The sequence below is a fragment of the Neptuniibacter sp. QD48_55 genome (assembly GCF_047778115.1).
Classification (GTDB): Bacteria; Pseudomonadota; Gammaproteobacteria; order Pseudomonadales; family Balneatricaceae; genus Neptuniibacter.
In genome coordinates, this window is record NZ_CP180555.1 from 131,639 (window position 1) to 156,774 (window position 25,136).

A 25,136-nucleotide genomic window follows, 5' to 3' on the forward strand; every position below is an offset into this window, starting at 1 on the left:
TTTGAGACGAGAGTTATTAGATATGTATAAAAAGATCATCCCTGCGTTTGTTGCTATATTCATGTTGAGCCAACCATTATCAGCGCTGGCCCATGGTGGTGCGACGGGTATTGTTAAAGAACGTATGGATGCGATGGAAGATATGAAAGGGGCGATGAAAACCGTCTCTGATATGTTTAAAGGCAAAATTCCTTATGAGCCTATTCAGGTTCGTGTAGCCGCTGAAACGATCAATATGCATGCGGGTAACAACCTCACTAAATTGTTCCCTAAAGGTAGTCTGCATCACCCAACCGAAGCCAAAGCGGAAATATGGCAGGAGTGGGATCGCTTTCAGCACCTTTCTAAAGAGTTAGAGCGAATCAGCCAAGGCTTGTACGACGCCGCTGACAATGTTGGCTCTGAAAATGAGGAAGGTTCTTCATCAAGCATGATGGGTATGGCTGCAGAACCTGAAGTGCAAGAGGGTGCGGAATCCTTTGCGACTATGCCGGTAGAGGTAGTATTTGAGCGCTTAAGCGATAACTGCTCAGCTTGTCATACTGACTATAGAGTAGAGAAAGATAAATGAGAAAACTCCTCTGGTTTTCATCTCTCCTAATCTGCTTGGTTTTAGGTGCTGCGTTAGGAGTCAGCTACTTGAGTTCGGTAGATGAGCCTAGAGCCTCGCTATCCGAGCGGAAGGGGAATGTTGCCAGAGGAGCTTATCTTGCGCGTGTTTCAAGCTGTATCGCTTGTCACACCGATAGTGAAGCTAAAGGAAAGCCGTTAGCGGGTGGAAAGGGTACGGAAACGCCGTTCGGCACCTTCTATGCGCCGAATCTTACGACGGATAAGGAACACGGCATAGGGAAGTGGAGTATAGATGATTTTGAGCGTGCATTGCGCGCGGGAAAGTCACCTAGCGGTCAGAGTTACTACCCAGCCTTTCCTTATAGTTTTTATACACACTTATCTGATCAGGATATAGCTGATTTGTGGGCGGCGTTTAAAACTGTCCCCGCAGTATCTAAACCTTCGACAGCGCATCAAGTGAGCTTCCCGTATAACATCAATTGGGGCCTAGATGTGTGGCAGTTACTGTTCTTTGATGAACAAAGGTTTATCCCCGATGCAAAGAGCAGTGAACATTACAATCGTGGTGCTTACCTTGTTCAAGGGCCGACGCATTGTGGCGCGTGTCATACCCCTAGAAACCTTCTGGGTGGATTAGATACTGCGGCAGCTTTAAGTGGTCATCAGGGCTTTGTTGAAGATGATGGTGTTATTCCTGCAATTACTGCAAGCGCATTAGCTAAACAGGGTTGGAGCGAAGCGGATCTAGCTTACTCACTGAAGTCTGGAGTGAAGCAGGATGGTGATGTCTTTGGCGGTAGTATGGGTGAAGTGGTGCGTGATGGCGCTAAGTATCTGAAGAAGTCAGATCGAGAGGCTATAGCTCATTACTTGATGACTCAGCCTTGATTGTCTAAGAGCAGCTAATAAAAAACCCGGTACTGCAAAGTAGCCGGGTTTTTTAATGCTTAGTCCTTATAAAGACGACTAGTCTTCGTAAAGGCTATCGCGAATGCGTTTTAGCTTAACTTCTAGTGTATGACGGTCATCACTTACTAGGTTAAGGTGTCCAACCTTACGGCCTGGACGCAGCGACTTGTTGTACACATGGTGCTGTACATTGCTTTCGCTGATAATCTCTTTAGGTGCTTCGATACCTAATAGGTTAACCATACCAGCGTGTTGGCTGTTGATGGTGTGACCTAAACCTAAACCGCAGATCGCGCGAATATGGTTTTCAAACTGAGAAGAGATGCCTGCACCTTGAGTCCAGTGACCACTGTTATGAACACGTGGTGCTAGTTCGTTAACCAGCAAATCATCACCCGCTTGGAACATTTCGATAGCGATTACGCCAACGTAGTCCAAAGCGTTGAGTACTTTATCTGCGATATCTTTAGCTTTAGCATGCAAGGCTTCAGGAGCATCAGCCGGAGCAATAGAACTCCACAGAATACCGTTACGGTGAAGGTTTTCTGTTAGCGGATAGAATACACAAGCGCCAGACGCGTCACGTGCTGCAATCAAAGATACTTCACGATCAAAATTGACGCGGCCTTCAATCACAACTTCTGGTAGCGAATCTGCTTCAGCTACCAGATTAGCTAAATCTTCATCGGTTTTTAGCACCCATTGACCGTAACCGTCGTAACCCTCTTCACAGGTCTTAACGAATACTGGGTAGCCTAGCGTTTTAACGCTCGCGCTCAATTCCTCTGCATTGTTAGCAAGGTGGAAAGGAGCAGTTTGGATACCTAGAGAGTTTAGGAAAGTTTTCTCACGTCCGCGGTGTTGGCAATAGCTAATCGCTTCTGGTGAAGGGTAAACAGAGCAATGTGGCTTCAATGTGCTTAGCAGAGACACATCAACATGCTCACGCTCAACGGTTACCACATCAGGATTGCCTAGTGCAGTAAAAAGAGACTCGCCTTCCATCTCTGGAGTGCGCTCAACAATTTCACCTAAGCCTTTAACGCAATCAGTACCTTCACCTGGCTCAGCCAGGAAAGTAAAACGGTGGCCTTGAGGCCAACCAGCCAAAGCCATCATGCGTGCCAACTGGCCGCATCCAACAATAGCAACGTGCATTATTCTACCTCAACAGGAACGCTGTCAGTCTGAGCTTTACGCCACTCTTGTAGGCGCTGGCTCAATTCTGCATCTTTAAGGGCTAGCATCTGTGCTGCCATTAGGCCTGCATTGTATGCGCCCGCACCGCCAATTGCTTGACAAGCAACTGCTACGCCGCGTGGCATCTGAACCATAGATAGTAGGCTATCAAGGCCTTTAATGTTTTTGCTGGCAACAGGTACTGCGATAACTGGCAGATGAGTCATAGATGCTGCCATACCAGCCAAGTGAGCTGCGCCGCCAGCACCTGCAATAATTACCTCAACGCCACGTGTGTGCGCTTCGGAGGCAAACTGGAAAAGACGCTCAGGCGTACGGTGTGCAGAAACCACTTTAGTTTCAAATTCTACACCTAGTTCTTCCAGTGGCTTAGTAGCCTCTTGCATGGTTGGCCAGTCTGAGCGAGAGCCCATGATGATACTGACGGAGACTTTACTCATTTTTGTTTACCTGTTTCCTCTTGGCTTAATGCCAAAAATTCAATAATCAGTGCGCTGAAAAATAGAAACCTTATCAACACGTTATACAACGTGATGCTATGTAAGTTAGCAATCATTGATAGGCTTTGGTTAGCGCTTGGAGGTGTTAAGAATATCGCTGCAGGTACCGCGATAAAGAATAAACACCGACCCCTAATGCTGCCAGTAGAATGGTACCACCAGAGGATAAACCCAACAAAACAGTGGTGGCTGTACCTAGTACTGCGCCCAAGGGGCGACATCATACCACCAAAGCTAGTAATAGAGGAGTCGTACTCGCGAAGTAGTTCAATTCTTGATCTGACAATATTGCCCGTTTCTAACAACTACAGGGCAAAAACCTTGCGCAAAAGTCTATCAAAAAATGTGGATAACTGCTCGTATCTATGGAGTAAATACAGAGCGGGGATAGGCGATATATGCAATTGTAATTAGGAAATGCTTTATATCGTTTTAATTTGAAACTGTAGAAAAGTTATTTGAAATCTCAGGGGAGTCGTATTGCTTTTGAAGGTAGTGAGCCATCTCCGTTTTTGATAAAAGGCCTGTTAAACGTTTCCACATTTGGCGTCTGGATGGAGAAACGGCTGTGAGTGGTTCGTAACATGCCCATAGATCTTGGTCTTTTCCTATATGGCGGGATACGCAAATTTGTCCGTTTAAATTTTCTAACATGCTCGTAGGTACCGTATTTTTAAAAAATTACCTTTAGCTAAAGAGTATAGGTGCACATAGTAGAGAGTAGAGGAACCAAGAAGCTGTTAATAGAGAAGCCTTGATTGTTCGCTAGCTGGAGCAGGAGATACAGTTCAGAGTAAGGAGGGGGGAGTACTTTAAAAGAGCATGACATATGCCATGCTCTATTCAATCAATGCGGCTGCATTAATTAGGTCTTATAGAGGGCGGATGTTCTCAGCCTGAGGACCTTTTTGACCTTGAGTTACAGAGAACTCAACTTGCTGACCTTCTTGAAGGCTTTTGAAACCATCACCAGCGATAGCGCTGAAGTGTGCAAAAACATCTGGACCTGATTGTTGTTCGATGAAACCAAAACCTTTCTCATCGTTGAACCATTTTACAGTGCCAGTAGTTGTATTAGACATAATCAATTTTCCTATTTTTCGGAAATAAGTGGGCCGCCCAAAAAGTTGGGGGCAGTTAACGCAGGAGTTTTTAATTTTTACTTACGGAAAACAGGACGAGGAATTCAGAAAAGACTTCGAAGTGAGGAACATAAATAACAAGTAAAGCATCAAGCTGGACTGCACTGTATAGAATTTAATCAGTTAAGTCAAAGCTATTTAAAGCCTCGCCAACATTACGACAAAGATCAGCCTGATAATGATCCACTGACCACGGGTTCCTACCTAGACTATAAAGGTCGCATTAATTGCGACGAAAAGGGGAGCATAGTGCTCCCCCTTGTTATTTGGCTGTTTGGGCTTAGATTTTTACGATCTCAGCTTTTTTTGATTTGAAACCGTCAGTGATTTCAGAACCTTTCAGTGTAATTACGCCCTTGCCTTTTATCTTAAGGCCGGATTTTTTACCACTGTCGTTATTTGCGGTCGTGCTGTTTTCGATGAGAGCTGCAACTTTACCTGCATCGTTAGCTTCTAGCACAATGCCTTTACCGCCGTTTTTGTCGGCATGACCAGAAGATATTAGAGCAGTGAGGTTACCGTTTTCCTCTTCCGTCATTTTGAAGCCATCATCTGTGTTACCTGATGCAGCAGAGTCAATCACTGTGATCTCGATATCGCCTTCGCCTTCTTCGTCAAAGTCTAGACCTTCATCTAGGTTATTGTGGATAGTCGAAGAGTAAAGGACGGTCTTGATGCTACCGTTACCCGCTTCATCGATATCAAAACCATCATCGAAATCGATACCAAACTCGTAAGCTTCAACTGAGCCGGAAGCATATAGATCTACTTCGCGCTCAAAGCATTTGTCATCAGCTGAACCGGTAATCTCAGCAGGTACTTTGTCAGCAGACATCTCGCCATCTTTAAACTCAGCTTCTACTGGAGATGGTAGTAGAGGTTGTAGAAGGTCTTTTTGGCAGTAACCACCATTGTTAGAGAAATCGACGTTGCTCACGTTAACAATTACGTCGCCATTCTGACCTTCATCTAGCTCAACACCGTCAGCGCCTACTTTGTTGAAGCGAGAGTTATGAGCGGTAAATAGTATGTTGCCTTCGTTACGTTCATCGACTCGAAGGCCATCGCCATCTACGCGGCCATAGCCGACATTGTGGATGTTTAGGTTGTACGCATTTACTGCGATAGACGCTGGAGAACCACCGCCTTCGCCACCTGCGCCAGCGCCACAATCTTTGGCAATATCACAATCAGAGATGTGGATACCGTGATAAGCAACACCGCTAACCTCAACGTCATTGAGTGTTACGGTTAGTGTTCCGGTTTGGTTATCTCGTAGGTTAACGAAGATACCTTTACCTGCTTTGCCTGTTAGGTCACCGCGGTTTTGGATGCTGAAACCGCCAGGTCCTTCAAATTTAAGACCGCTGATATTCAGATCCGCGCCTTGAGATACAGCCAGCAAATCGGTGTTTTTTGCGGTTTTGATGATCTGGCCGTTGCCGTAGATCGCGATAGGTGCCTGACCAGTATAAGTCAGAGTGGAGTTGATCATGATATCGTCTTTGCTAGTAACAATGACGCTATCTGCTTTACCTTGAGCAACAGCGATCAGTGCTGCACGCATGGAACCTTCGCCGCTGTCATTACCATTAGTTACTTGAATAGGGGCAGCGTAAGCCGTTGTTGTAAGCAAAGTTGCGCCAACAGCTAAGGCTAGCGCTTTAAGAGGGTGAGAACCGTGCAGCATAGACATTGAAAATACCTTTATAGAAAGTCTTATAAATTTATGTCGCCAAAACTATCTATGCCGGGTGACGTTTAGATGACAGGTTGAAGAAGTTTTTATGAGAGGAATATTTCGAAGGTATTTGAGTACAGTGAAGTCACAATTGGCTGGATTAAGTTTTTATAAACCAGCCAATGTGGTGGGAGATAAAAATTTACTGTACATCCTGCATATCGAGCTCAACAACATGTCCCGGACCTGCATCTAATAAGATGTAGTAGTCCTGATCGGGTGTTGGAAAACTAAATGCAGAGTCTTTATCCGTTTGGCCTTTGACTAGTGACTCACCCTCATAGGAGATGACTTCAAAAGGGAAGTCACTCGCCGCAGAGCCGTCTGAAAAACTGCCTTTGCACTCAATCAGCTCATTTGCTGTAGAGCAGTTAAGGAAGATGCTATGGGCGAACGAAGGCGCAGATAGCAGAGCTAATGACGCAAATACGATTGCTTGTTTAGCGAACATCGATAGTCTCCTTGCCATCAGGCATTAATGGCCAATTAGCTTGGTAAACATCGCCACTCCAAGTGATAGCGGTAACCCAGAGTTCTGCGTTAGCGCGAATCTTTTTCGGCAGTTGATAATGAACATGCTTAGCGCCAAGAGGGCCATGGATCAGCGTGCCAGGAGCTCTTAATGTTCTCGGTTTACCTACGCGGGCGTAGATAAATTTAATCTCACTCAAAGATTCTTTCTGAATTTTGACCGAGAAGTTGGTGCGTCCACCTTCTCTAATTGGAGGCAGATCTTTTTCTAGGAAACCGGCAAAAGCGTTTACTTTAATTTCCCAAGGACCCAAAGGTTTTTGAGTATATTCAAAGCCTGAATTGGATATTCCTTGTACTGCTAGAGTTAAAACAACGCTGGTGCCAAAGCCAACACCAACTAACATAGCAATGTTCAAATATTTGAAAACACCCATAGGGCCGCCCCATGGGCGAACAATACGCCAGCCTTTGATTAGCCTTTTAATTCCTGGGCTGCGATTGGAGACTATACGCGAAGCCCGTTTGGTACGTTTGTAATAGATAATTAGGCCGGTCACACAGAGGGCCGTCATTAACGCACCAAAGACAAACCAGATGAATTTTACGATCAAGTCAGCTGCGCCAGATTTAGCCCATGTACCGTAATGAAGAGGGTGCATCGCTAGATCAAAACGTTGCATAAAGGTCAGTGAGTCAGCCATGGATTGATTAATGATGGTGCCATCATAAGGGTTGATCCAGATGCGGCTTCCTCCACCTCGTATCAGCCACTCTCCTTGAGAACCTCCAATCTCATAAGGATCTGCATTGTGCTCGGGTGGCACCATGCGTGTGATCTCAAAATTTGGATATTTTTTCTTAACGATATCGACAATTTGATCGCTACTCAGGGCCGTAGGTGCTTGGCTACCAAACTTATCTAACTCAGCGTAATCGAGCAGTGGTTTGCGATCATAAGGTTCATGCAGTTTTGGTGCATCGGCGTATAAAACTAACGGCACCTGATAGAACCACCAAGTCCCTGATACGCCGATTATCACTAAAAACCAGATGCTCCAAACACCAACGATCTTATGAAAGTCGCCTAAAAATGCGCGCATATTGTTCATGCGCGGTTTGCGGAAAAAGTAACGCCAGAAGCTAGGTGCTGCGATCAATCCGGCGACTAAGGAGATAATAGTGAAAATTCCGAATGCGTTAACGACACTGCGGCCAACAACCGGTAGAAATAGAGTGGTATGTAGGAAATTTAGGAAGTTACCTACAGTCAGTAGTGGTGTGTCACCTAAAACTTCCCCTGTGTAAGGATTAATCCAAGCGTTTCTGAAACCGCCATTGCTGTCATTAAACATGGCGCTGGCAGCGGTAAATGGGAAATTAGCATTGGGTTGAAAGTTACTCAGGCCATTTTCTGGATAAGCTGCTTGGAGTTTATCTAACAAGATACCTTCATTCAGTCGGGTATCCATCGGCGTTACTCGCATCTCTGGCATTAGCAACCAATCAATCTCTTGAGCAATCACCGCCAGTGTTCCAGACGCCAACACTAAGGTCAGAATTAGGGTGATTTTTAAACCAAAAAAACTATGGATCAAAAAGGCAATATATTGGCCAGAGAGCTTCCTTTTCTGTTTTGGTTTGGCCACTGATTTTGGGCTGGTTATATCTAATTTTTGATTCATAAATGTGTCGATTTTTTGATTGTCTGCCGCAGGACTATCGAGTCCTGAATTGTGGCCGTAAATGTAGAGTAGGAAGATACGGATCAATTGATAATACGTATCATTTATAAGTTTTAAACGAATGATACGTTTGTTACTTTTTCCGCAGGTTTGTTGGAACCAGGGGGGATTACGATTGGCGGTTGAGTTGGATTAGGAACTATTCCTCAACTTAAGTGACCAACGATCTCCGCCTTTAGACGGGTAAAATTAGATCGAGTGGCAGAGTTGAAAACAAGGATGCTAACCGCATATAAATAGGCATCTCATTCGTAACGTCATTGTGCAAAATTAATAAAAACAGGAGCTTAGAATGACAGTAGAAGCCACTGCAAATACGGCATCGAGTCAAACCTTGCAGAGTAAACTGATCGGGTTATCAGAGGCTTTAAAGCAGAAAGTCATTGGGCAGGAAGCCTTAGTTGAGCATCTGTTGATTGCATTGCTTACGGATGGCCATGTTTTACTGGAAGGCCCTCCAGGTTTGGCGAAGACGCGTACAGTACATGCCTTAAGTGATCTGTTAGAAGGCGTGTTCCATCGTGCTCAATTTACGCCGGATCTACTGCCAAGCGATATTACCGGTACTGAGATCTACAACACGCAAAAAGGCGAGTTTAGTTTCCGTCAGGGACCACTGTTTTGTAACTTATTATTAGCGGATGAGATCAACCGTGCGCCAGCCAAAGTACAGTCTGCCTTGCTAGAAGCGATGGCGGAGCGACAAGTCACGGTTGCAGGTAAAACTTATCCACTGTCTAAATTCTTTATGGTGATGGCGACGCAAAACCCGCTGGAGCAAGAGGGAACTTATCCACTACCCGAAGCTCAGCTAGACCGTTTTATGCTACATATCCGCGTTGACTACCCAGATCATAATCAAGAGAAAGAGATCCTGCGTTTAGTACGTGACGAGCATAACTCCGAGTTGGCTGGTGAAGCCGCTCATATTGATGTTGCGCTGACCGAGCAGGAGTTATTCGCAGCTCGCTCCAGCATTATGCAGGTCTATATGGCGGATAACCTTGAGGATTATATGATCGCGCTAGTGATGGCGACTCGGAATCCAGAAGTCTACGGAGAAGATCTGAAAGATAGTTTAGTCTTTGGCGCAAGCCCGCGTGCGAGTATCGCATTGGATCGCGCTGTGCGTGCTAAAGCTTGGTTGGCTGGACGTGATTTTGTGACGCCAGATGATATCCAAGAGATCGCTCCTAGCGTGCTAAGGCATCGTATCGGCTTGAGCTATGTGGCTGAAGCGCGAGGTTTAGATAAAGATAAATTGATCGCTGAACTGATCAACCGCGTGGCGGTACCTTAGGGATCAATCTATGTTCTTAGGGGAAGCAAGCCCAAGGCCTGTACCATCCGCACGAAACCTCATCAGTGTGGATGAACTTATCAGCTTACGATTCTGGCCGCCTGCGCGACAGAATAGCCGTGAGCGCATGGCGATTCGTGAAGGTCATCATCTCAGTCATATTCGTGGTCGCGGTATGGAATACGATGATGTCCGTGAATATCAGCCGGGTGATGACATTCGTCATTTGGATTGGCGCTTGATGGCACGCACTGGTGAAGCGCATACCAAGCTTTATCGAGAAGAACGTGAACGTCCAGTATTCCTGCTCTGTGACCTTCGCCACAGCATGCAGTTTGCCACCCGTGGGCACTTTAAATCGGTGTTGGCTGCCTATGCTAGTGCGATGGCCCTCTGGACCACGCTGGCGAATGGCGACCGTGTAGGTGGCATGCTGCTAAGCGAGCAACAAGAGCAGCTATTTAAACCAAGTAATAGTCGTCAGAAATTGATGCAGATGATTACCGCACTGTCTCAAGGTGTTGAGCCTACTGAGCAGACCACTGAACGATCCTTGGCACATTCTCTAGCGCGCTTAGAGTCGATCTTAAGCAGTGGCAGTATTCTCTATATTTTCAGCGATTTTCACGATGTTGATGAAGAGACCGAACTGCATCTGATGCGTCTGGCACAACGGTGCGAGTTGAAACTGGTACTGATCTCCGATCCGCTGGAACAACAACTGCCAAGCAGCGGAAAATCGTATCGTTTTAGTGGCTTAGGGCGCGAATTGCTGGTCTCTGCCAATCAGGCGCAGCAGCTTAAATATCGTGGCCAGTTTCAGCAGCGATTACAATTATTACAAAATCTGCACAACCTACGTGGCGTTGAGTTTGCCCATTGGCAAACGGATCAACATCCGTTATTTCAGTTTAATTCTCAGGAGGTGAGCTAGTGGACTTTTCCCAGCTTCCTCTGCGTCCCATGCAACAGCCAGAGATGATTGGCTGGTGGCCTTTAGCGCCGGGCTGGTGGTTGTTAATTTTGCTCAGCATCGGGTTATTTATTGCAGTGGTGTGGTTTGGCTATCTCTACCTGAAGAAAATGCGGAACAACCCAAATCGTTGGGCGCTACAAGAGCTTAACGCCATTCAAGCAAACTACCAGCAACATCAAAATAAACGGCTTTTGGCAGAAGAGTGTAATGCACTGTTAAAACGCCTGGCGCTGACCCTGTATGCTCGCCAAGATGTCGCCGCGCTAAATGGAACCGCTTGGACCGATTTTTTAGCTAAGCAAAGCAGTTCGGATACTTTAACTGTATTGGCAGTAGCGCCTTATCAAGAATCACCTGAGTATGATGCCGAAGCGCTGTTGGATGCCTGTAAAGCATGGCTAACTAATGCCAGAGGTAATGCTAGAGGGTCTGCCGATGTTTGAGTTTGCTTGGTGGTGGCTCTGGTTACTTTTACCTCTGCCTTGGTTGGTTAGGCGATTTTCTAAGCCTTCAACAGATCAGGGTGGGGCTTCGCTGCATGTACCATTTCTTGACCAGATGGAACAAGCGGTTGGGCCGCAACAAGGTGTATCAACCCAACAATCCTCTCCATGGCGATTAGTGCTGCTTTACCTTATTTGGGGATTGTTGATTGCGGCTGTGGCTAAACCCCAGTGGTTAGGCGAACCGATTCCACAGCGACTGGAAGGCCGTGATCTGATGATGGCGGTGGATCTGTCGGAAAGTATGTTGGAACAGGACTTTGAGGTGAATGGCCGTTGGGTGAGCCGACTGGCTGCAACCCGATTAGTTGCCGGCGATTTTATAAAACGCCGCGAAGGGGATCGCGTTGGTCTGATTCTTTTTGCAGAACAGGCTTATCAACAGGCGCCTCTGACTCATGACCGCGATACGGTTAAAACCTTGTTAGACGAAGCTCAAGTAGGTTTGGCGGGTAAAGCAACAGCAATTGGTGATGCCATTGGCTTGGCGGTAAAACGCTTCAAACAGATGGAAAGTGAACAACGCATTCTGATTCTGCTTACTGATGGTCGCAATACTGCAGGGGTGCTAAAGCCGTTGCAGGCGGTGGAGTTAGCAAAATCAGAGGGGCTTAAAATTTACACGATCGGTGTTGGCGGCGGCAGTCAAGGTGGAGTTTTAGGCTCGTTCTTCGCGCAAGGTTCTGATCTGGATGAGAAGACACTCACGGCGATTGCTGAGCAAACCGGAGGACGGTTTTTCCGTGCGTATGATCTGGATGAACTCGCAGAGATCTATGCTGAGTTAGATGAATTAGAGCCGGTTGAACAAGATTCCGAATTCTTCCGCCCTATTGATCCGCTATTTCAGTGGCCGCTTTATGGCGCTTTTGTGTTGGCATTGATCCTAGCGATCAGTTTAAGGGGGCGTAACTGATGTTTTCTGATCTTCAGCTACAACAGCCGCTTTGGTTGCTGATTGTTCCTACGGCGTTTCTGCTTATTTTATGGCTGCAAAAGCGCAGTACTGATGCCCAAGATTGGTCAGAGGTTTGTGATCCAGAACTCCTGCCGCTGTTAAAACAGCAGGGAGCACAAAAGTTAAAACGTAATTGGTTGCCGTGGAGTTTATTTGCTGCGGTGATCCTCCTAGCAGTCGCGGCTACGCAACCGGTGTGGCAGAAGCAACCTCAACCGGTATTTAAGCAAAGTGATGCGCTAGTCCTTGCCTTGGATCTGTCAGCGTCGATGAATGCAACCGATCTAAAACCGAGCCGCCTGCAACGGGCTAATTTTAAGATTGAAGATCTACTCAAAAAGCTCCCGGATACAGAAGTTGCGCTGATTGTGTATGCGGGTGATGCCTTTGCGGTAACGCCGCTAACTGAGGATAGCGATACTATATTGGCTGCTTTACCGGCGATGACTCCGGATATTATGCCGGTACAAGGGAGTCGGGCTGATCGCGCTTTAGTGCTGGCTGATCAGATGTTAGCGCAGGCCAATATTCAAGGCGGAAACATCCTATTGGTGAGTGATGAAGTCTCGCCTGCGCAAGTTGCAGCCGATGCCAGTCGTATTCGCAATCAAGGTCGTAAGATCTCTATTCTGGCCGTTGGTACGGCCGAAGGTGGACCTGTACCTACCGAATATGGATTCTTACGAGATCAACTGGGCAATGAAGTGATTGCGACCATGAATATTGGGCTGATGGCTGAAGCCGCTGGTCTAGGTGGTGGTCAGGCGCAGTTAATTCGTGTGGACGATCTGGATATCGATTATTTGATAGCTGGCCTCAAGTCTGGCGAGAATGCCGCCGTAAATGCAGATAAAGATATCGAACGTTGGGTTGCCGAAGGCCCTTGGTTTATCTTGTTGGCTCTTCCGTTCTTACTGCCGTTATTCCGCCGTGGTTTATTTAATCTGACGTTGCCTATTGTTGTCATTGCCTCCGCAGGCGTATCGCAGCCAGCTCATGCTGATTGGTGGCAAGGGCTGTGGAAAACTCAAAATCAGCAAGCAGCTGAAATTTATCAACAAGGTGATAAAAGCGCTGCGGCTGAGTTGTTCACAGATCCACGTTGGAAACAGCTCTCGCACTATGAGAGTGGAGATTATCAACAGGCTTTAGATAGCCAGCCTGAGCCTGAAACTGTGAATGATTTCTATAACCATGCTAATTCACTGGCGAAGCTCGGGCAGTTGGAGAAAGCACTAGAAGCCTACGATAAAGCGTTGGCTGAAAGGCCTGATTTTGACGATGCTCTGCATAACCGTAAGCTGGTTGAAGACTTGCTAAAGCAGCAAGAGCAACAAGGCGGCGATCAGAACAAAGAAGACAAATCTGATCAGCAGAAAAAAGACGAGAAGCAGTCAGGCCAAGATTCTCAAAATGATCAGAGTAACTCTTCTGAGCAATCATCCGATCAGCAGCAAGAACAGCAACAACAGATGGATCAATCATCTTCATCCAAGCAAAAAGATCAGCAACAGATGGCTGAAGAGCTCAAGCAGCAGTTGGATGAAAAGCTAAAAGCTGCTGAGCAGCAAGAACAGAAAGGTGAGAACCCAGAGCAAGAGCAGCCTCTGGATGAAACTGAGCAATCCAATCAGCAGATGTTAAACCGAATTCAAGATGACCCAGCGGGTCTGTGGCGACGCAAATTTATCTATCAATATCGTCAGCGTTCCGAGCAGCCTGCGGCGGAGGATAAACTATGGTAAATGGAATTAAGTTATTTACTGCGGCCACACTCTTACTCTTTAGTCAGCTACTGATGGCTGCGATCAGCAGCGAGATTGATCGCAATCGTATCGAGCAGGGCGAGTCTTTCCGCCTGATTCTCAAGATTACAGCGAATGAAGCTAACCAAGTGGACTTAGAGCCCCTGCACAAGGACTTCCAGATTCTAGGCCGCAGTCATCAGTCCAGTACGACTTTCCAAAACGGTTCGCTAAAAAGCACCACTAAACTGGTTTTAACCCTATTTCCTAAGCGAGCGGGCCAGTTAACTATACCTGCCTTGGAACTTGAGGGAGAGAAGAGTAAAGAACACAGCATTGAAGTTGTTGAAGTTAAGCAGCCTTCAGCTGTTGATGGTGGCGTAGAGTTCCTTTCTACCCTATCTGATAAAACCCCTATCGTTCAGCAGCCTATTATCTATCAATCTAGCTTGGTTCTGGGTCGGAAAATTTATGATGCTGGCATCCAAGAACCCCAAGTGACCGAGGGTAAGGCTTTAATTGAAGCCTTGGGTGAACAACGTCAGTACGAGCAAGAATTGAATGGCCGTCGTATGCTTGTGATCGAGCAGGCATGGCTGATTACGCCGCAGCAAAGTGGCACGCTAAAAATCCAAGGGGCGCGGTTGAGCGGCCAAGTTCCAGATGGTCGACCAGATCCTTTTAGAGGTTTTAATACGAGGGCTGTACGCAGAATCTTTGTGCCTGCAGAGGATTATGAAGTTGATGTTCAGCCGATTCCTACAGAGTTTACCGGCGAGCATTGGCTATCAGCGAAAGAGATCAATTTGAGTAGTGATTTTGATCGAGCTATCGACAGTTGGAAGCAAGGTGAGCCGGTCACACGAATGTTGACCTTAGAGGCCACAGGCGTAAAAAAAGAGCAGCTACCTGAATTGGTATTGCCGGAAGTGCCAGGCCTAAAGCAATACGCAACCAAACCGCAAATCGAGCAGTACTACGTCGATGGTGAACTTACCCTAAGTCTTAAGCTTGAGGTCACTGTGATCCCTGAACGCGGTGGCAAAGTCACGTTACCCGAAATACAGCTTCCTTGGTGGAACACTGAGGCTAAGAAACAGGAAGCAGCGAGCATCCCTGCTATCAATATTGATGTTGAAGCGGATGCAACAGCCTTGGCTCCTAGCTCTCCGCCGCAGGTACAACAGCCGTTATCCACAACGCTATCAACGCAAGCGCCTCAGATCGTCGAAAATAGCCCTGTGGATAATATAAATAGCCAACAGGTTGTTGTGAACGAGAGTGAAGTATCACCTTGGTTAACTTTAGTTGTGGGTATCTTAATTGGGGTTATCTTATCCACAGCGGCATTTTTGCTATGGCGAAGAAATCTGCCACGACAGGTTATACAGGAAGAAATTAAAGCGGTTGATTCGGTGCCAAGTTTTAAAAAGCTAAAAGAGGCTTGCTTAGCAAACAACGCACAAGAAGCACGAGCAGAGCTGATCACTTGGGCGCGCCATCGATATGTCGGTTGTAACCACTTGAATGACCTATCCGATAGAGTCGGTCCAGAGTTCAAACACGAGATCGAATTCCTCAATCGTAGCTGCTTTGCTAGTGATAACTGCTCATGGGATGGTAAAGGACTGTTGAAACAGGTTGAGGCTGAGAACAACCGTGAAAATCGGCTCGCGGCAGGGGAAGCTGGGTTAGAGCCACTGTATATGAGCTAAATCGGCTCGTTGTTCTACTTTGTTACCCAAAGCGGGCTTTTGCCCGCCCTTCTTTATTGATTACAACTTATTGATTTTCAATTGGTCCTGAACAGTTTTCGTGCTGTACCCAGCGTCTCATTGATATGACCGAAAAATGGCTCGGGGTATTCTTAGTATTCTGTATTTCCTGTGCTATACCTAAATAGGATTTCTTAAGGAACTTACCCAAAAATGGATTTTGTCACTTCTTGAATAACCACATTTATCCGTCAGATGTAGCTTATTTGCATAGATAAGTTTGGTACGACTATGGAGTTGCGAAATCTTGCAAGGATGAATCAAGAGGTAGTAGTCGCCATGCTAAATCAAATTTCAGTCTCCAAAAAAATAGCTCTGCTTGTATTATCGTTACTTTCCCTTCTTTTAATGACTTCTGGTCTAGCGATCGTAGCTATGGATCAGATCGGTAAAGAGCTAGAGAGTATTGCCCATAAAGATATCCCCCTAATCGAGAAGATGACCAAAATTACGGAATACCAGCTTGAGCAAACCATCCATTTTGAACGCGCAGTTCATTTCGGAACGGTTGGGTTGTTGAAGAACGAGAATGGTCAAAGCAGTGGTAGCTATCAGGACAGCTTTTCAAAGGAACAAGACAAGTTTATTGAATTTGGCCTCAAAGTAGATAAACACATTGGATCTACCAAAAAGCAGCTCTCGGCGATTATCGACTTGTCCCAGAGCAAGAGTGGTGGGCTGATTCCAAAAGTCTACGCCAGTGAACTAGATGAGTTCGCAATGCTAACTGAACAGTTAAAAGCGATTGAAAAAGAGCACCAAGAGTTTCAACACTATGGCTTGGCAGCTATGAAGGCGATTAAGAACAGAGAGTTTGATCGCTCAGAAGCACTGGCTGTTCAAGTTGAAGAGGCTGCTGATCAGTTAACTAAACATCTTGAAGAGCTGTTGGCGGAGATTGAAAGATTCACCCTTGAAGCCTCAGAGACGGCATTGTCCCATGAAAAGTCAGCACTAACCAACATAGTGGTGACGCTGATCGCGGCTTTAGCTATCGGTATCTCGCTGAGTATTCTAATTACTCGAAATATCACAAGTAGGCTTAAATTATCTGTGGAAGGCATGAAGCATATAGCGGATGGGGATTTAACTCATGATGTAAAGACCTCTGGTGTCGATGAGATCTCGCAAATGTTGGAGTCTCAGGAAATGACCCGCCAAGAACTGCAGAAATCGATTGGTCAAATCGTCGAAATAAGTAGCCAGCTTTCCGCGACCTCAGAGGAAGTCGCTACAGCAATGTCGGAAAGTAGCTGTCATGTGCAAAACCAACAAACTCAAACCGATACTTTATCTGCTTCTATGCAGCAGATGAGCGCTACATCAAATGAGATGGCGCATAACATTAATGAGGTAAATGATTCAGTTAACAGGGCCGATGGTGAGCTACAGGAGAGTAACCATATCCTAATCGACACGGTTGAGAGTATTACTGAGTTATCGAATCAGCTGCAAAACTCGGCCGATACGGTGAAAGACCTCGATAGCAGCACCGTAGAGATCAGTACCGTACTGCAGGTGATTTCGGATATCGCAGAACAAACCAATCTATTGGCGTTAAATGCAGCCATTGAAGCGGCGAGGGCTGGCGATCAAGGCCGAGGTTTCGCAGTGGTGGCTGACGAAGTAAGGCAACTGGCTTCCCGCACGCAAAACTCAACCGCTGAAATCTCTGAGATTATTAAACGGCTGCAAGATGGATCGACACGCGTAGTGAACTCTATGCAGCAAACCCAAAAGCAAGCGATGTCATTAGTGGATGGGGCTGAAAAGTCCTCTGATTCTTTAGCGAAAGTAGTCGATCAGTTAAGTCATATCAATAATATGATGAGTCAGATTGCTACAGCTGCAGAAGAACAGAGCCTTGTTAGTGAAGATTCCACCCGTACAGTGACCGATATTAACGACCTAGGGCACCAGAATGCTGCCAGTGTGGAAGAAACCTCTCAGGCCAGTTTAGATCTAGCCAGAATGGCGGAAGGGCTGAATCAAACGGTGAGCGCATTCCGGGTTTAAAGCTAGATAACTCAACTGAGAGTAACTGTTATTTGGTTACACTCAGTTGATTTTACCCAGCCGATCGCTACTGCAGTTGCTTGAACTGTTCAGCAATACTTGGCCAGTTTTCTTCGTTTAAAATCCCAACATGTTTGTAGCGTATGCGACCAGTGCTATCGATCAGATAAGTTTCTGGTGCACCTTTTATCCCTAAAGCCTGACCTAACTTCCCTTCTGAATCGATTAAACTACGAGCGAAAGGGTTTCCTTTTTTGTTTAGCCACTCCAAGGCGCTGTTAGCGGAATCCATATAGGAGATTCCAATAATTCGGACGCCAGATTCTTTGAGTTTAATTAAAAAGTCATTCTCTCTGGCACAGGCGACACACCAACTACCCCAGATATTTAGCATGTAGCTACCTTCAATCAGGTCCAACTGAATCGCTTCGCCGGTAATTAGATCCGTTAGTTCGATAGCTGGCACGGCTTTATCCTGTTCAACTTGGTTATTGTTCTCAGTTTCTGTACTCGCAAGCACGCTGACCACCGTTACGATCAGAACAGCAGTCAGCCATTTAAATAGATTCATAAGCTTACCTTTCGTTTGGTTCTGGATTAGGTTGATCAATGGGTTTGCTGGCCTTAATCAGATTGTTCTGATACCAATAACCAAGTGCTACAAAGAGGGCGCCACCTGCAGCGTTACCTAGGGTTACCCAGAAGAGATTGTTGGCTGCACCATAGAATGAGATACCTTCCATGGCTGGAGATAGAAGAGCCAAGGCAAATACCGTCATATTGGCGATACTGTGTTCGTAACCCGATGCGATAAAGGCGAATAAACACCAGAAGATAACAATGCATTTTGCTGCTTCACTACTCATTCGGGCAGAGATCCAGATAGCCAGGCAGACCAACCAGTTACACAATACAGCGCGGAAAAACAGCGCAACCAGATCTGTATTCATCTTCTTGTAAGCGATGGTATGTAGAGTGGTATCGGCGCTTTTAATCAGCCCGCCGTCTGCGAGTTTGTAGATCAAACCTAGAACTAACGCGCCTAAAAGATTGCCAAACCAGATCCACATGCACATTTTGATCATCCCGCAGACAGGTAGCTGCCGCTCTAGACAGGCAATCGTGCCGTACATGGTATAGCCAGTGAAAAGCTCTGACCCGGCAAACACCACAAGGGTAAGTGCGATCCCAAATGATGCCCCCATTACTAGCTTTCTAAATTCTTCAGGTAGGTCCTGTCCAAGGGTCATAATCAGAATGATACCCAAACCAACATAAGCTCCGGCAAGCATAGCGCCTACAAGCAGGTTGCTTGGCCGTGTTGTCATCAGTTCCCATCGCTGTTTAGCTTGATTGCTGAACTTCGTTATTTCACTTACATACATGAAGGTAGCCTTTAACATCAGGGGGTGATGGCAGATCTGTATTGTCTTTGGCTTGGTTATTGCCAAATAGCACTTTGGCGACCCATAAAACGCCGATCACGATCGATAGCGTCAGTAGGATATGCCCCACTAACTGCTGCTCACCCAATAGATAGTTATTACACAAGCGATCAGGTGATACTTTGAATAGGTAGCCAAATCGTCCAAGCATTGCCCATAGTTCCAGTAGAAAAACGCCTTTTACGAGTGGATGAATACAACGACGTGTTAGTGACCATGTGCAGCCAAGGAGTAACATCGAAGCTACCTTTGCAAAGGCATAAATGTTCGACTCCAGAGCCGCATCTAAAGCGCTAGGCAACATCCAGAACAGCCCTACTACGGTAATAACGACAACACCAGTGATCCCTTGCCAGTTGTATTGATTCGCAGAGGTTTGCCTCTTTTTCGGCAGCATCTCACCCGCAAACCAACCAAAAATAACCAATACTGGCAATTGAAACAGTAGATGCAGAACCATCTGCTCTTCGAGTAGTTCGCTCAGTGGGCCGACCGTAAGCAAAAGTAGATTAATAAGCAGTAATAGCCACTTCATTGCCTGCAGCATGGGTGCCTCCTACCGAATGGGTCAGGTTCTGACGAATACTCGTAAGTAACTCAGTGCCATGGTTGTAATCGACAATTTTCATCAGTTGGCCCTCTGGAGATATAAGGTGGAGAGCAGAGTTATGGATATAACCCCCCTCGCCATCATTAATAGCAATGACGCCAAATGTCTCTTTTAGGTGCTTCAACTGCGCTTGGTCTTCAACGCGTGCTGCTTTCCAAGACGCAGTATCTGCTTTAAAGCGATTAAGATATTCAGCCAGCTGCTCAGGCCCATCATTTTCAGGGTCGAAACTGATGGTGAGCAATTGCAGCTGGCTATCACTGATAAGATCCGCAGCTTGGCGTTGCAAGCGAGCAAACTCCACACCTAGTCCTAGGCAGACAGTTTCACAACGGGTGTAAACAAAGTCAGCAATGATGTACTGGCCTTGAAACGCTTCCCAAGATACAAGCTCTCCCGCTTGGTTCTGGAAAGTCACCTGTGGTGACGGTATAGGGTTGCGCTCTACCTTTACTCGACGTTTGGTTTCAGCTGTGTAAGCTTCAAAACCAAGCGTCTGGTAGTAGAAAACGCCGCCAGCAAGCGCTAATACAATTGCGCTACTTATCAGTGATTTGAACATCTTAAATCTTCGCCTTTGGTAAACGTGCTAGGTTTTGTAGGGTAAAGATCAGGAACCCGATCAGAACCATACTGCCTGCAATCGCACCCAGCTGAGATAGGTATTGCCACTCCGGCAAGTGAACCGCCCAACGTCTAGGCACACTATCTGCACCGCTTGCTAGGAAGGTCAGGATTAAGCCCGTAGCGCCAACAAAGTAGGTAGCAAACGCGAGCTTGCCGATAGCACCTGCTTTAGATGGTTGGCTATTAGCAGCTAGGTAGCTGCAGAAACCAATGATCATCGGCAGTAAGCCAAGCACTAAGTAGAAGTGGAAGTGCCCAGGCACCCACATAGTGTTATGCATCACTTTGTTCACTGTTACAGTGGCGTCGATGATTGCCGGAATAACCCCGCCAGCCCAACCGAACATGGAAAGCAGTAGCATAGAGCTACATAGATCCCACTTGATGCCAGAACGATAAACAATCATGAGTGCGCCGTACGCTGTTACTGCGAGCACTGGAATACCACTGCAGTAAGACAAGATCTGACCGATTACTAGTAGCCAAGGTGGCATCACAAAGTCCATCAATAAGTGGTGTGGATACACCGCCATCACCATCAGTGATGCTGCAGCCCAAGCGTAGTAGAACGGTTTCGAAACCTTCCACGGACGACCTGTATATTTCGGTAGCAGTTCATAAACAGCAGTGACTGCGGAGTAGATCGTTGCGTTAATGAATACATGGCCGAAGAAGTAGATCAGGTTTTTGATCAGCAGCGGGTCAAGTTCGTAGTCTGGTTGGTACAAATTGAATAAGCACAGCACCAGAACAACGGCACCTGCAGCAATACCAATAAAGTTAACGATCAGGACCATGGTCGCAGCAACGACGGTTGTCGGGTGATCTGGATCGACAGGCTTCATGCCAAATACAACCGGTAAACCTAGTGCATTACCTAGATTTCCGTACTTCTTAATCAGCTTGATACCAATATCCAAGTAAAGAATCAGGAAGCCGGTACCAATCAACAAAAGTCCGAGCATAAATACGGCAGCAGATTCTACCGACCAAACGCCCATCGATTTTGCTGGAAGTGGATAGAGGAAGGTCCACGCGCCCGCAAACTTACCGACAAAAATTGAGCCCAAGATCAGCACAACACCAATGAGGAAAATAACGAAATTAACCCACAAAACTTTGCTGCTTAAGTTGATGTATTTACGCAGGAAGTACCACAGTACAGCCGTTCCTCCTAAGCCAGCTGTGCCTACCATGCCAGCACCGTGTACTGTCATGATCTGGTAGAAAAGGTCAGCGCCAATTTCGATGAACGTACCTTGCGCTGCTCGCATCGTTACGCCGGCTAGCATCATCAAACTGAAGACCAGCATGCTTGTTATTAAGTAGGCTTTGATGCCCAGTGAAGCAAGCTTATTCTCTTGTTCACTGTAGTTAATTTGTTCAGTCATCTACGCCTCCTTATTTGACTGTTAGTTGTGCTGTCATGGCATGGTGAGCCAGACCACAGTATTCAAGGCACAGCACCTTGTAGGTGCCAGGCTTGTCGAAGGTATACACCAGTCGGTTGGTGTATTTCGGCATCGCTTGGGTTTGGGTAAGAAGCGTGCCACTCTCGTCATAGATACCAAATCCATGGGTGGAATCTGCTGACGTCACGCGAAACTCAATGGTTTCACCAACGTCATACTCTGTATCGTCAATGGTCCAATACCACTGCTGGCCAACCACATTTACTGGGCTTGCGCCGTCAGTTGCTGAAAACTGTGGAGGCAGTGGGTATGGCAGTAGCGTCGTCGCTGTGACACCAACGCCAAACACCACAAGAAATAGAAACCACTTGGCTCTAATGGAGTACCAATTACGCTGAACTTCAGCGTAATCGCACTCTTCAGTAGATCGGGAAATGACATAACCAAACACTGGGGCGAGTACCGCCAGGCAGAGTAAGGTTAAGATCCATACACTTTGCGCTAACATAAATTACTCGCTATTAGTTGCCTTTAACCATGAAATCAACAACCCGCTTAATCTGCTCATCGCTGCAGTCAAAGCAGGCCCCTTTAGGTGGCATAGCTTTTCTTCCTTTCAGAGCGCTGGTGTACAGTCCTTCAATACCACGCTCGGCCAAACGGGCAGTCCATGCGCCGCGATCAGTCATTTTTGGTGCACCGGCTACGCCATTGTCATGACATGCCATGCACTTTTGTTGGTAGGTAGCTTGGCTATCGGCATACACGGCTTCCCCCAGAAGCAGCGGTAATACCAATAGCGGTAGTTTCATTTTTAGTTTCATTGTTCTTACTCTCACCTGTAATCGAAACCTTCCTAAGTCTTTATGCTTTCCCTAGAGCATCAATGATGCTGTGTAGCGAGCATTAAGATGTATAAAAAATACATTTTAATGCTCAAAAAAAACGCCGATTCCTTTTGAGCGCGGCGTTAAACCTATTACAATATAATGTATTATTTATACATTATTAAAAGCTCAGCATCTATGTCAAGTATTTTGGCAAAGTTTGGCTGAGCTCTTTGCTGTTGAAAAGGGGGTAGGGGTAAGCGAAATGGCTTGAACTCTGCGGGATTAGGTTCCTTGGCTCATATACAAATTGAGCCAAGGAGAATCAATCGGACTTAGTAATTTTGCGGGAATAAAGCGCGTTTCGCTTCTTCGTCCATTTCTGATTTAAATTGGATATCACCGCTGATGCTTCTGGCTTTTGCTACCGCTGGACGGGCATCTACCGTTTTAAACCAGCGTGATAGGTTAGGGAATTTATCCAACTCGTTCTCGCCTAAAACTGGTAGCACACGGTCAATCCAGCCCCAAGCAGCAATATCTGCAATGGTGTACTTATCACCCGTGATATAAGTGTTGTTCGCCAATTGATCGTCCAGCACTTGATAGTGGCGGGCTGCTTCACGGCGATAACGATTGATCGCGTAAGGTAGGTTCTCAGGTGCAGCGCGCTGGAAATGCACCGCCTGACCCGAATAAGGTCCAAGGCCTGAGGCGATAAACATCAACCAAGAGAGTAATTTAGCCTTATCTTCGGCATCTCCCAGAAATAGATTATGTTTTTCGGCGAGGTAGAGAAGGATCGCTGTGGAATCAAAGACCTTTGTGCCTTCATCATCGATGGCGGGTACTTTTTTATTCGGATTGATTGCCGCGTATTCCGGACTGTGTTGTTCCCCTTTTAAAGTATCCACAGGGACTAATTCATATTCTAGTCCCGCTTCTTCAAGAAAAAGCGCGACCTTCATTGGATTAGGGGTTGGGTGAAAATAGAATTTAAGCATAAGCGTTTTGAACCTGTTGAGTTAACGTAAATTGAGATGGCTTGTAGTAATTATTCAGGGCTTTAGTTTCAGAACTTGATCTATATCCGCAGCTTGATGCCTATCGCGCAGTTGTTCCCAAGCTTCGCCCCAAGTGCGATTTACGATACGGCCTCGCTGTACAGCTGATCTTTGCGCGACCTGCTCGGCCCAGCGTTGCAGGTTGGTGTAGCTGTCGACATCAAGGAAAGTGGCGGCATTGTATTGGTTGCCGCGAACCAGTTCGCCATACCAAGGCCAGATAGCAATATCGGCGATGGAGTAATTTTCGCCTGCGATATAGGTATTGTCCGCCAGTTGTTTATTCAGTAGGTCTAACTGACGTTTTACTTCCATAGTGAAGCGGTCTATGGGGTATTCGAATTTTTCTGGGGCATAGGCGTAAAAGTGTCCAAATCCGCCCCCTAGATAGGGCGCAGAACCCTGTAGCCAAAACAGCCAATTTAGTTGTTCTGCCTGTTCGCTAGGGTCTTCTGATAGGAAATGACCAAACTTCTTAGCTAGATAAAGTAAGATGGCGCCTGATTCAAATACGCGAGTTGGCGTCGAACCTGAGTTATCAACAAGGGCTGGAATCTTAGAGTTGGGATTGATATCCACAAAGCCGGAAGAGAACTGATCTCCTTCACCTATCTGAATCATGTGGGCATCGTATTCTGCTTGGTTAACGCCTGCTGCTAGCAGCTCTTCAAGCATGATGGTGACTTTCTGGCCGTTAGGCGTCCCCATCGAATACATTTGCAGTGGGTGTTTCCCTTTCGGCAACTCAGCTTGATGAGTCGCACCTGATACTGGGCGATTGATACTTGCCCACGTGCCACCATTTTCCTCTTCATGCTTCCACACTGTAGGTGGGGTGTACTGTGCGTTCATAAAACTGCGGTACCTTTAAAAATTGTAATATTAAATTGAACGTTCGTTCATTTCCTTCATCCTAGCTGGACTTGAACGTTTGTTCAAGCTAAAATTTGAACAAATGTTCAATCTGAAGTTTTAATCATGGCTAACACTCTAAAACATGACCGTGCTGAGGTGCTGGATAAGGCAACGAATCTTTTCTGGGAAAAAGGTTTCCACGCTACGTCTATGCGTAATTTGCAGGACCATATTGATATGCGTCCAGGCAGTATCTACGCCGCATTTGGTAGTAAAGAGGGGTTGTTTAAAGAGAGCCTAAATCACTATGCAAAAACTAGCTTGGCGCGATTAACGGAGAGCACTAAGACGTCTGAATCTCCACTTGCAGCACTCAAAGCATTTATCAAAACCGTGGTTTTGAATTGCAGAGAGGATACGCCTAGTGAGATGTGTATGTTGGTAAAAGCGATTGCTGAACTGACAGAGGAAAACGGTGAATTGTTAGATGAGGCGAAGGGGCTTCTGAAGGCTGTAGAACAGGCCCTAACGCAACTGATTGAACAAGCGCAAGCAGCAGGCGAGGTCGATTCCTCAAAAGATGCTGCCCGCCTTGCTCGCTATATCCAAATGCAGCTTATCGGCCTGCGTGTATATGCGCGTGTTTCACCGGATGAAGATGACTTGGTCGCAATGATCGATGATTCAATTGCGTCGATGGTGTAAAGCCGCTTTATTGAAACGGGGCGATAGCCAGTAG

General features: G+C 46.4%; 25 protein-coding genes. 10 read left to right on the plus strand and 15 right to left on the minus strand.

Going from position 1 to position 25,136, the window contains the following annotated elements; translation table 11 throughout:
• The first annotated feature begins 22 nt into the window (after positions 1 to 22).
• Complete coding sequence (locus ACMXYW_RS00590) at positions 23 to 571, plus strand: c-type cytochrome (RefSeq protein ID WP_415899705.1); 549 nt, start codon at positions 23 to 25, stop codon at positions 569 to 571.
• Positions 572 to 639: 68 nt separating this feature from the next.
• Complete coding sequence (locus tag ACMXYW_RS00595) at positions 640 to 1,464, plus strand: c-type cytochrome (protein WP_415904850.1); 825 nt, start codon at positions 640 to 642, stop codon at positions 1,462 to 1,464.
• 78 nt (positions 1,465 to 1,542) lie between these two features.
• Here ACMXYW_RS00595 and ACMXYW_RS00600 read toward each other — a convergent pair whose 3' ends face one another.
• The 6 genes from ACMXYW_RS00600 to ACMXYW_RS00625 all read right to left on the minus strand — a co-directional run bounded on the left by ACMXYW_RS00600 (position 1,543) and on the right by ACMXYW_RS00625 (position 8,224).
• Entirely contained in the window at positions 1,543 to 2,643 is a 1,101-nt protein-coding gene (locus tag ACMXYW_RS00600; protein ID WP_415904851.1) for a 5-(carboxyamino)imidazole ribonucleotide synthase, read from the minus strand.
• Positions 2,643 to 3,125 (minus strand): 5-(carboxyamino)imidazole ribonucleotide mutase, encoded by a 483-nt coding sequence (gene purE / locus ACMXYW_RS00605; protein WP_415883076.1) that lies wholly within the window; start codon positions 3,123 to 3,125, stop codon positions 2,643 to 2,645. Before purE ends, ACMXYW_RS00600 begins: the two co-directional genes overlap by 1 nt.
• Positions 3,126 to 4,057: 932 nt before the next feature.
• A complete protein-coding gene (locus tag ACMXYW_RS00610) occupies positions 4,058 to 4,267 on the minus strand; it encodes a cold-shock protein (protein ID WP_286240059.1) in 210 nt (69 codons plus the stop codon).
• Positions 4,268 to 4,607: 340 nt separating this feature from the next.
• Positions 4,608 to 6,023 carry a hypothetical protein gene (locus ACMXYW_RS00615; RefSeq protein WP_415904852.1) on the minus strand — a complete coding sequence of 472 codons (1,416 nt, stop codon included), beginning with the start codon at positions 6,021 to 6,023 and terminating at the stop codon, positions 4,608 to 4,610.
• A 187-nt stretch (positions 6,024 to 6,210) separates the two neighbouring features.
• Entirely contained in the window at positions 6,211 to 6,519 is a 309-nt protein-coding gene (locus ACMXYW_RS00620) for a hypothetical protein (RefSeq protein WP_415904853.1), read from the minus strand.
• A complete protein-coding gene (locus tag ACMXYW_RS00625) occupies positions 6,509 to 8,224 on the minus strand; it encodes a PepSY-associated TM helix domain-containing protein (RefSeq protein ID WP_415904854.1) in 1,716 nt (571 codons plus the stop codon). Before ACMXYW_RS00625 ends, ACMXYW_RS00620 begins: the two co-directional genes overlap by 11 nt.
• Before the next feature lie 352 nt (positions 8,225 to 8,576).
• Here ACMXYW_RS00625 and ACMXYW_RS00630 point away from each other — a divergent pair, with 352 nt between their 5' ends.
• The 7 genes from ACMXYW_RS00630 to ACMXYW_RS00660 all read left to right on the plus strand — a co-directional run bounded on the left by ACMXYW_RS00630 (position 8,577) and on the right by ACMXYW_RS00660 (position 17,557).
• Positions 8,577 to 9,584: an AAA family ATPase gene (locus ACMXYW_RS00630; RefSeq protein ID WP_415899710.1), complete on the plus strand. Its 1,008-nt coding sequence runs from the start codon at positions 8,577 to 8,579 to the stop codon at positions 9,582 to 9,584.
• 10 nt (positions 9,585 to 9,594) lie between these two features.
• Complete coding sequence (locus ACMXYW_RS00635) at positions 9,595 to 10,518, plus strand: DUF58 domain-containing protein (protein ID WP_415904855.1); 924 nt, start codon at positions 9,595 to 9,597, stop codon at positions 10,516 to 10,518.
• Positions 10,518 to 11,003, plus strand: coding sequence for a DUF4381 domain-containing protein (locus ACMXYW_RS00640; RefSeq protein WP_415904856.1), 486 nt, complete (start codon positions 10,518 to 10,520; stop codon positions 11,001 to 11,003). Before ACMXYW_RS00635 ends, ACMXYW_RS00640 begins: the two co-directional genes overlap by 1 nt.
• A complete protein-coding gene (locus ACMXYW_RS00645) occupies positions 10,966 to 11,979 on the plus strand; it encodes a vWA domain-containing protein (RefSeq protein ID WP_415904857.1) in 1,014 nt (337 codons plus the stop codon). Before ACMXYW_RS00640 ends, ACMXYW_RS00645 begins: the two co-directional genes overlap by 38 nt.
• Positions 11,979 to 13,766: a VWA domain-containing protein gene (locus ACMXYW_RS00650; protein ID WP_415904858.1), complete on the plus strand. Its 1,788-nt coding sequence runs from the start codon at positions 11,979 to 11,981 to the stop codon at positions 13,764 to 13,766. The genes ACMXYW_RS00645 and ACMXYW_RS00650 overlap by 1 nt, the downstream gene beginning before the upstream one ends.
• Entirely contained in the window at positions 13,760 to 15,481 is a 1,722-nt protein-coding gene (locus ACMXYW_RS00655; RefSeq protein ID WP_415904859.1) for a BatD family protein, read from the plus strand. The genes ACMXYW_RS00650 and ACMXYW_RS00655 overlap by 7 nt, the downstream gene beginning before the upstream one ends.
• A 339-nt stretch (positions 15,482 to 15,820) precedes the next feature.
• Positions 15,821 to 17,557 carry a methyl-accepting chemotaxis protein gene (locus tag ACMXYW_RS00660; RefSeq protein WP_415904860.1) on the plus strand — a complete coding sequence of 579 codons (1,737 nt, stop codon included), beginning with the start codon at positions 15,821 to 15,823 and terminating at the stop codon, positions 17,555 to 17,557.
• 67 nt (positions 17,558 to 17,624) lie between these two features.
• On the opposite strand, the gene ACMXYW_RS00665 is transcribed toward ACMXYW_RS00660, so the two are convergent.
• The 9 genes from ACMXYW_RS00665 to yghU form a co-directional block, all read right to left on the minus strand.
• Positions 17,625 to 18,128: a DsbE family thiol:disulfide interchange protein gene (locus ACMXYW_RS00665; RefSeq protein WP_415904861.1), complete on the minus strand. Its 504-nt coding sequence runs from the start codon at positions 18,126 to 18,128 to the stop codon at positions 17,625 to 17,627.
• 4 nt (positions 18,129 to 18,132) lie between these two features.
• Entirely contained in the window at positions 18,133 to 18,885 is a 753-nt protein-coding gene (locus ACMXYW_RS00670; RefSeq protein ID WP_415904862.1) for a formate/nitrite transporter family protein, read from the minus strand.
• A gap of 43 nt (positions 18,886 to 18,928) precedes the next feature.
• The gene (locus ACMXYW_RS00675) at positions 18,929 to 19,549 is read right to left on the minus strand and encodes a hypothetical protein (protein WP_415904863.1); all 621 of its coding nucleotides are present in this window, start codon (positions 19,547 to 19,549) and stop codon (positions 18,929 to 18,931) included.
• Positions 19,512 to 20,174, minus strand: a complete 663-nt coding sequence (locus ACMXYW_RS00680) for an SCO family protein (RefSeq protein ID WP_415904864.1) — start codon at positions 20,172 to 20,174, stop codon at positions 19,512 to 19,514. Before ACMXYW_RS00680 ends, ACMXYW_RS00675 begins: the two co-directional genes overlap by 38 nt.
• Before the next feature lies 1 nt (position 20,175).
• Positions 20,176 to 21,630 carry a cbb3-type cytochrome c oxidase subunit I gene (locus ACMXYW_RS00685; RefSeq protein WP_415904865.1) on the minus strand — a complete coding sequence of 485 codons (1,455 nt, stop codon included), beginning with the start codon at positions 21,628 to 21,630 and terminating at the stop codon, positions 20,176 to 20,178.
• Between the two features lie 10 nt (positions 21,631 to 21,640).
• Entirely contained in the window at positions 21,641 to 22,159 is a 519-nt protein-coding gene (locus ACMXYW_RS00690; RefSeq protein WP_415889877.1) for a hypothetical protein, read from the minus strand.
• Between the two features lie 13 nt (positions 22,160 to 22,172).
• Positions 22,173 to 22,475 (minus strand): c-type cytochrome, encoded by a 303-nt coding sequence (locus ACMXYW_RS00695; protein WP_415904866.1) that lies wholly within the window; start codon positions 22,473 to 22,475, stop codon positions 22,173 to 22,175.
• Positions 22,476 to 22,813: 338 nt separating this feature from the next.
• Positions 22,814 to 23,482 carry a glutathione S-transferase family protein gene (locus ACMXYW_RS00700; RefSeq protein WP_415904867.1) on the minus strand — a complete coding sequence of 223 codons (669 nt, stop codon included), beginning with the start codon at positions 23,480 to 23,482 and terminating at the stop codon, positions 22,814 to 22,816.
• Between the two features lie 54 nt (positions 23,483 to 23,536).
• A complete protein-coding gene (gene yghU / locus ACMXYW_RS00705; protein WP_415904868.1) occupies positions 23,537 to 24,394 on the minus strand; it encodes a glutathione-dependent disulfide-bond oxidoreductase in 858 nt (285 codons plus the stop codon).
• Positions 24,395 to 24,520: 126 nt separating this feature from the next.
• Here yghU and ACMXYW_RS00710 point away from each other — a divergent pair, with 126 nt between their 5' ends.
• On the plus strand, positions 24,521 to 25,102 hold the full coding sequence (locus ACMXYW_RS00710; protein WP_415899725.1) for a TetR/AcrR family transcriptional regulator: 582 nt from the start codon (positions 24,521 to 24,523) through the stop codon (positions 25,100 to 25,102).
• Positions 25,103 to 25,136: the final 34 nt, after the last annotated feature.

Coding starts and splice junctions, on each gene's coding strand:
- yghU (WP_415904868.1), bottom strand. CDS start 24,394: ATGAACGCACAGTACACCCCACCTACAGTGTGGAAGCATGAAGAGGAA.
- ACMXYW_RS00625 (WP_415904854.1), bottom strand. CDS start 8,224: ATGAATCAAAAATTAGATATAACCAGCCCAAAATCAGTGGCCAAACCA.
- ACMXYW_RS00680 (WP_415904864.1), bottom strand. CDS start 20,174: ATGTTCAAATCACTGATAAGTAGCGCAATTGTATTAGCGCTTGCTGGC.
- ACMXYW_RS00610 (WP_286240059.1), bottom strand. CDS start 4,267: ATGTCTAATACAACTACTGGCACTGTAAAATGGTTCAACGATGAGAAA.
- ACMXYW_RS00635 (WP_415904855.1), top strand. CDS start 9,595: ATGTTCTTAGGGGAAGCAAGCCCAAGGCCTGTACCATCCGCACGAAAC.
- ACMXYW_RS00665 (WP_415904861.1), bottom strand. CDS start 18,128: ATGAATCTATTTAAATGGCTGACTGCTGTTCTGATCGTAACGGTGGTC.
- ACMXYW_RS00620 (WP_415904853.1), bottom strand. CDS start 6,519: ATGTTCGCTAAACAAGCAATCGTATTTGCGTCATTAGCTCTGCTATCT.
- ACMXYW_RS00600 (WP_415904851.1), bottom strand. CDS start 2,643: ATGCACGTTGCTATTGTTGGATGCGGCCAGTTGGCACGCATGATGGCT.
- ACMXYW_RS00650 (WP_415904858.1), top strand. CDS start 11,979: ATGTTTTCTGATCTTCAGCTACAACAGCCGCTTTGGTTGCTGATTGTT.
- ACMXYW_RS00695 (WP_415904866.1), bottom strand. CDS start 22,475: ATGAAACTAAAAATGAAACTACCGCTATTGGTATTACCGCTGCTTCTG.
- purE (WP_415883076.1), bottom strand. CDS start 3,125: ATGAGTAAAGTCTCCGTCAGTATCATCATGGGCTCTCGCTCAGACTGG.
- ACMXYW_RS00655 (WP_415904859.1), top strand. CDS start 13,760: ATGGTAAATGGAATTAAGTTATTTACTGCGGCCACACTCTTACTCTTT.
- ACMXYW_RS00615 (WP_415904852.1), bottom strand. CDS start 6,023: ATGTCTATGCTGCACGGTTCTCACCCTCTTAAAGCGCTAGCCTTAGCT.
- ACMXYW_RS00690 (WP_415889877.1), bottom strand. CDS start 22,159: ATGTTAGCGCAAAGTGTATGGATCTTAACCTTACTCTGCCTGGCGGTA.
- ACMXYW_RS00710 (WP_415899725.1), top strand. CDS start 24,521: ATGGCTAACACTCTAAAACATGACCGTGCTGAGGTGCTGGATAAGGCA.
- ACMXYW_RS00590 (WP_415899705.1), top strand. CDS start 23: ATGTATAAAAAGATCATCCCTGCGTTTGTTGCTATATTCATGTTGAGC.
- ACMXYW_RS00685 (WP_415904865.1), bottom strand. CDS start 21,630: ATGACTGAACAAATTAACTACAGTGAACAAGAGAATAAGCTTGCTTCA.
- ACMXYW_RS00670 (WP_415904862.1), bottom strand. CDS start 18,885: ATGACAACACGGCCAAGCAACCTGCTTGTAGGCGCTATGCTTGCCGGA.
- ACMXYW_RS00700 (WP_415904867.1), bottom strand. CDS start 23,482: ATGCTTAAATTCTATTTTCACCCAACCCCTAATCCAATGAAGGTCGCG.
- ACMXYW_RS00660 (WP_415904860.1), top strand. CDS start 15,821: ATGCTAAATCAAATTTCAGTCTCCAAAAAAATAGCTCTGCTTGTATTA.
- ACMXYW_RS00630 (WP_415899710.1), top strand. CDS start 8,577: ATGACAGTAGAAGCCACTGCAAATACGGCATCGAGTCAAACCTTGCAG.
- ACMXYW_RS00645 (WP_415904857.1), top strand. CDS start 10,966: ATGCCAGAGGTAATGCTAGAGGGTCTGCCGATGTTTGAGTTTGCTTGG.
- ACMXYW_RS00675 (WP_415904863.1), bottom strand. CDS start 19,549: ATGCTGCAGGCAATGAAGTGGCTATTACTGCTTATTAATCTACTTTTG.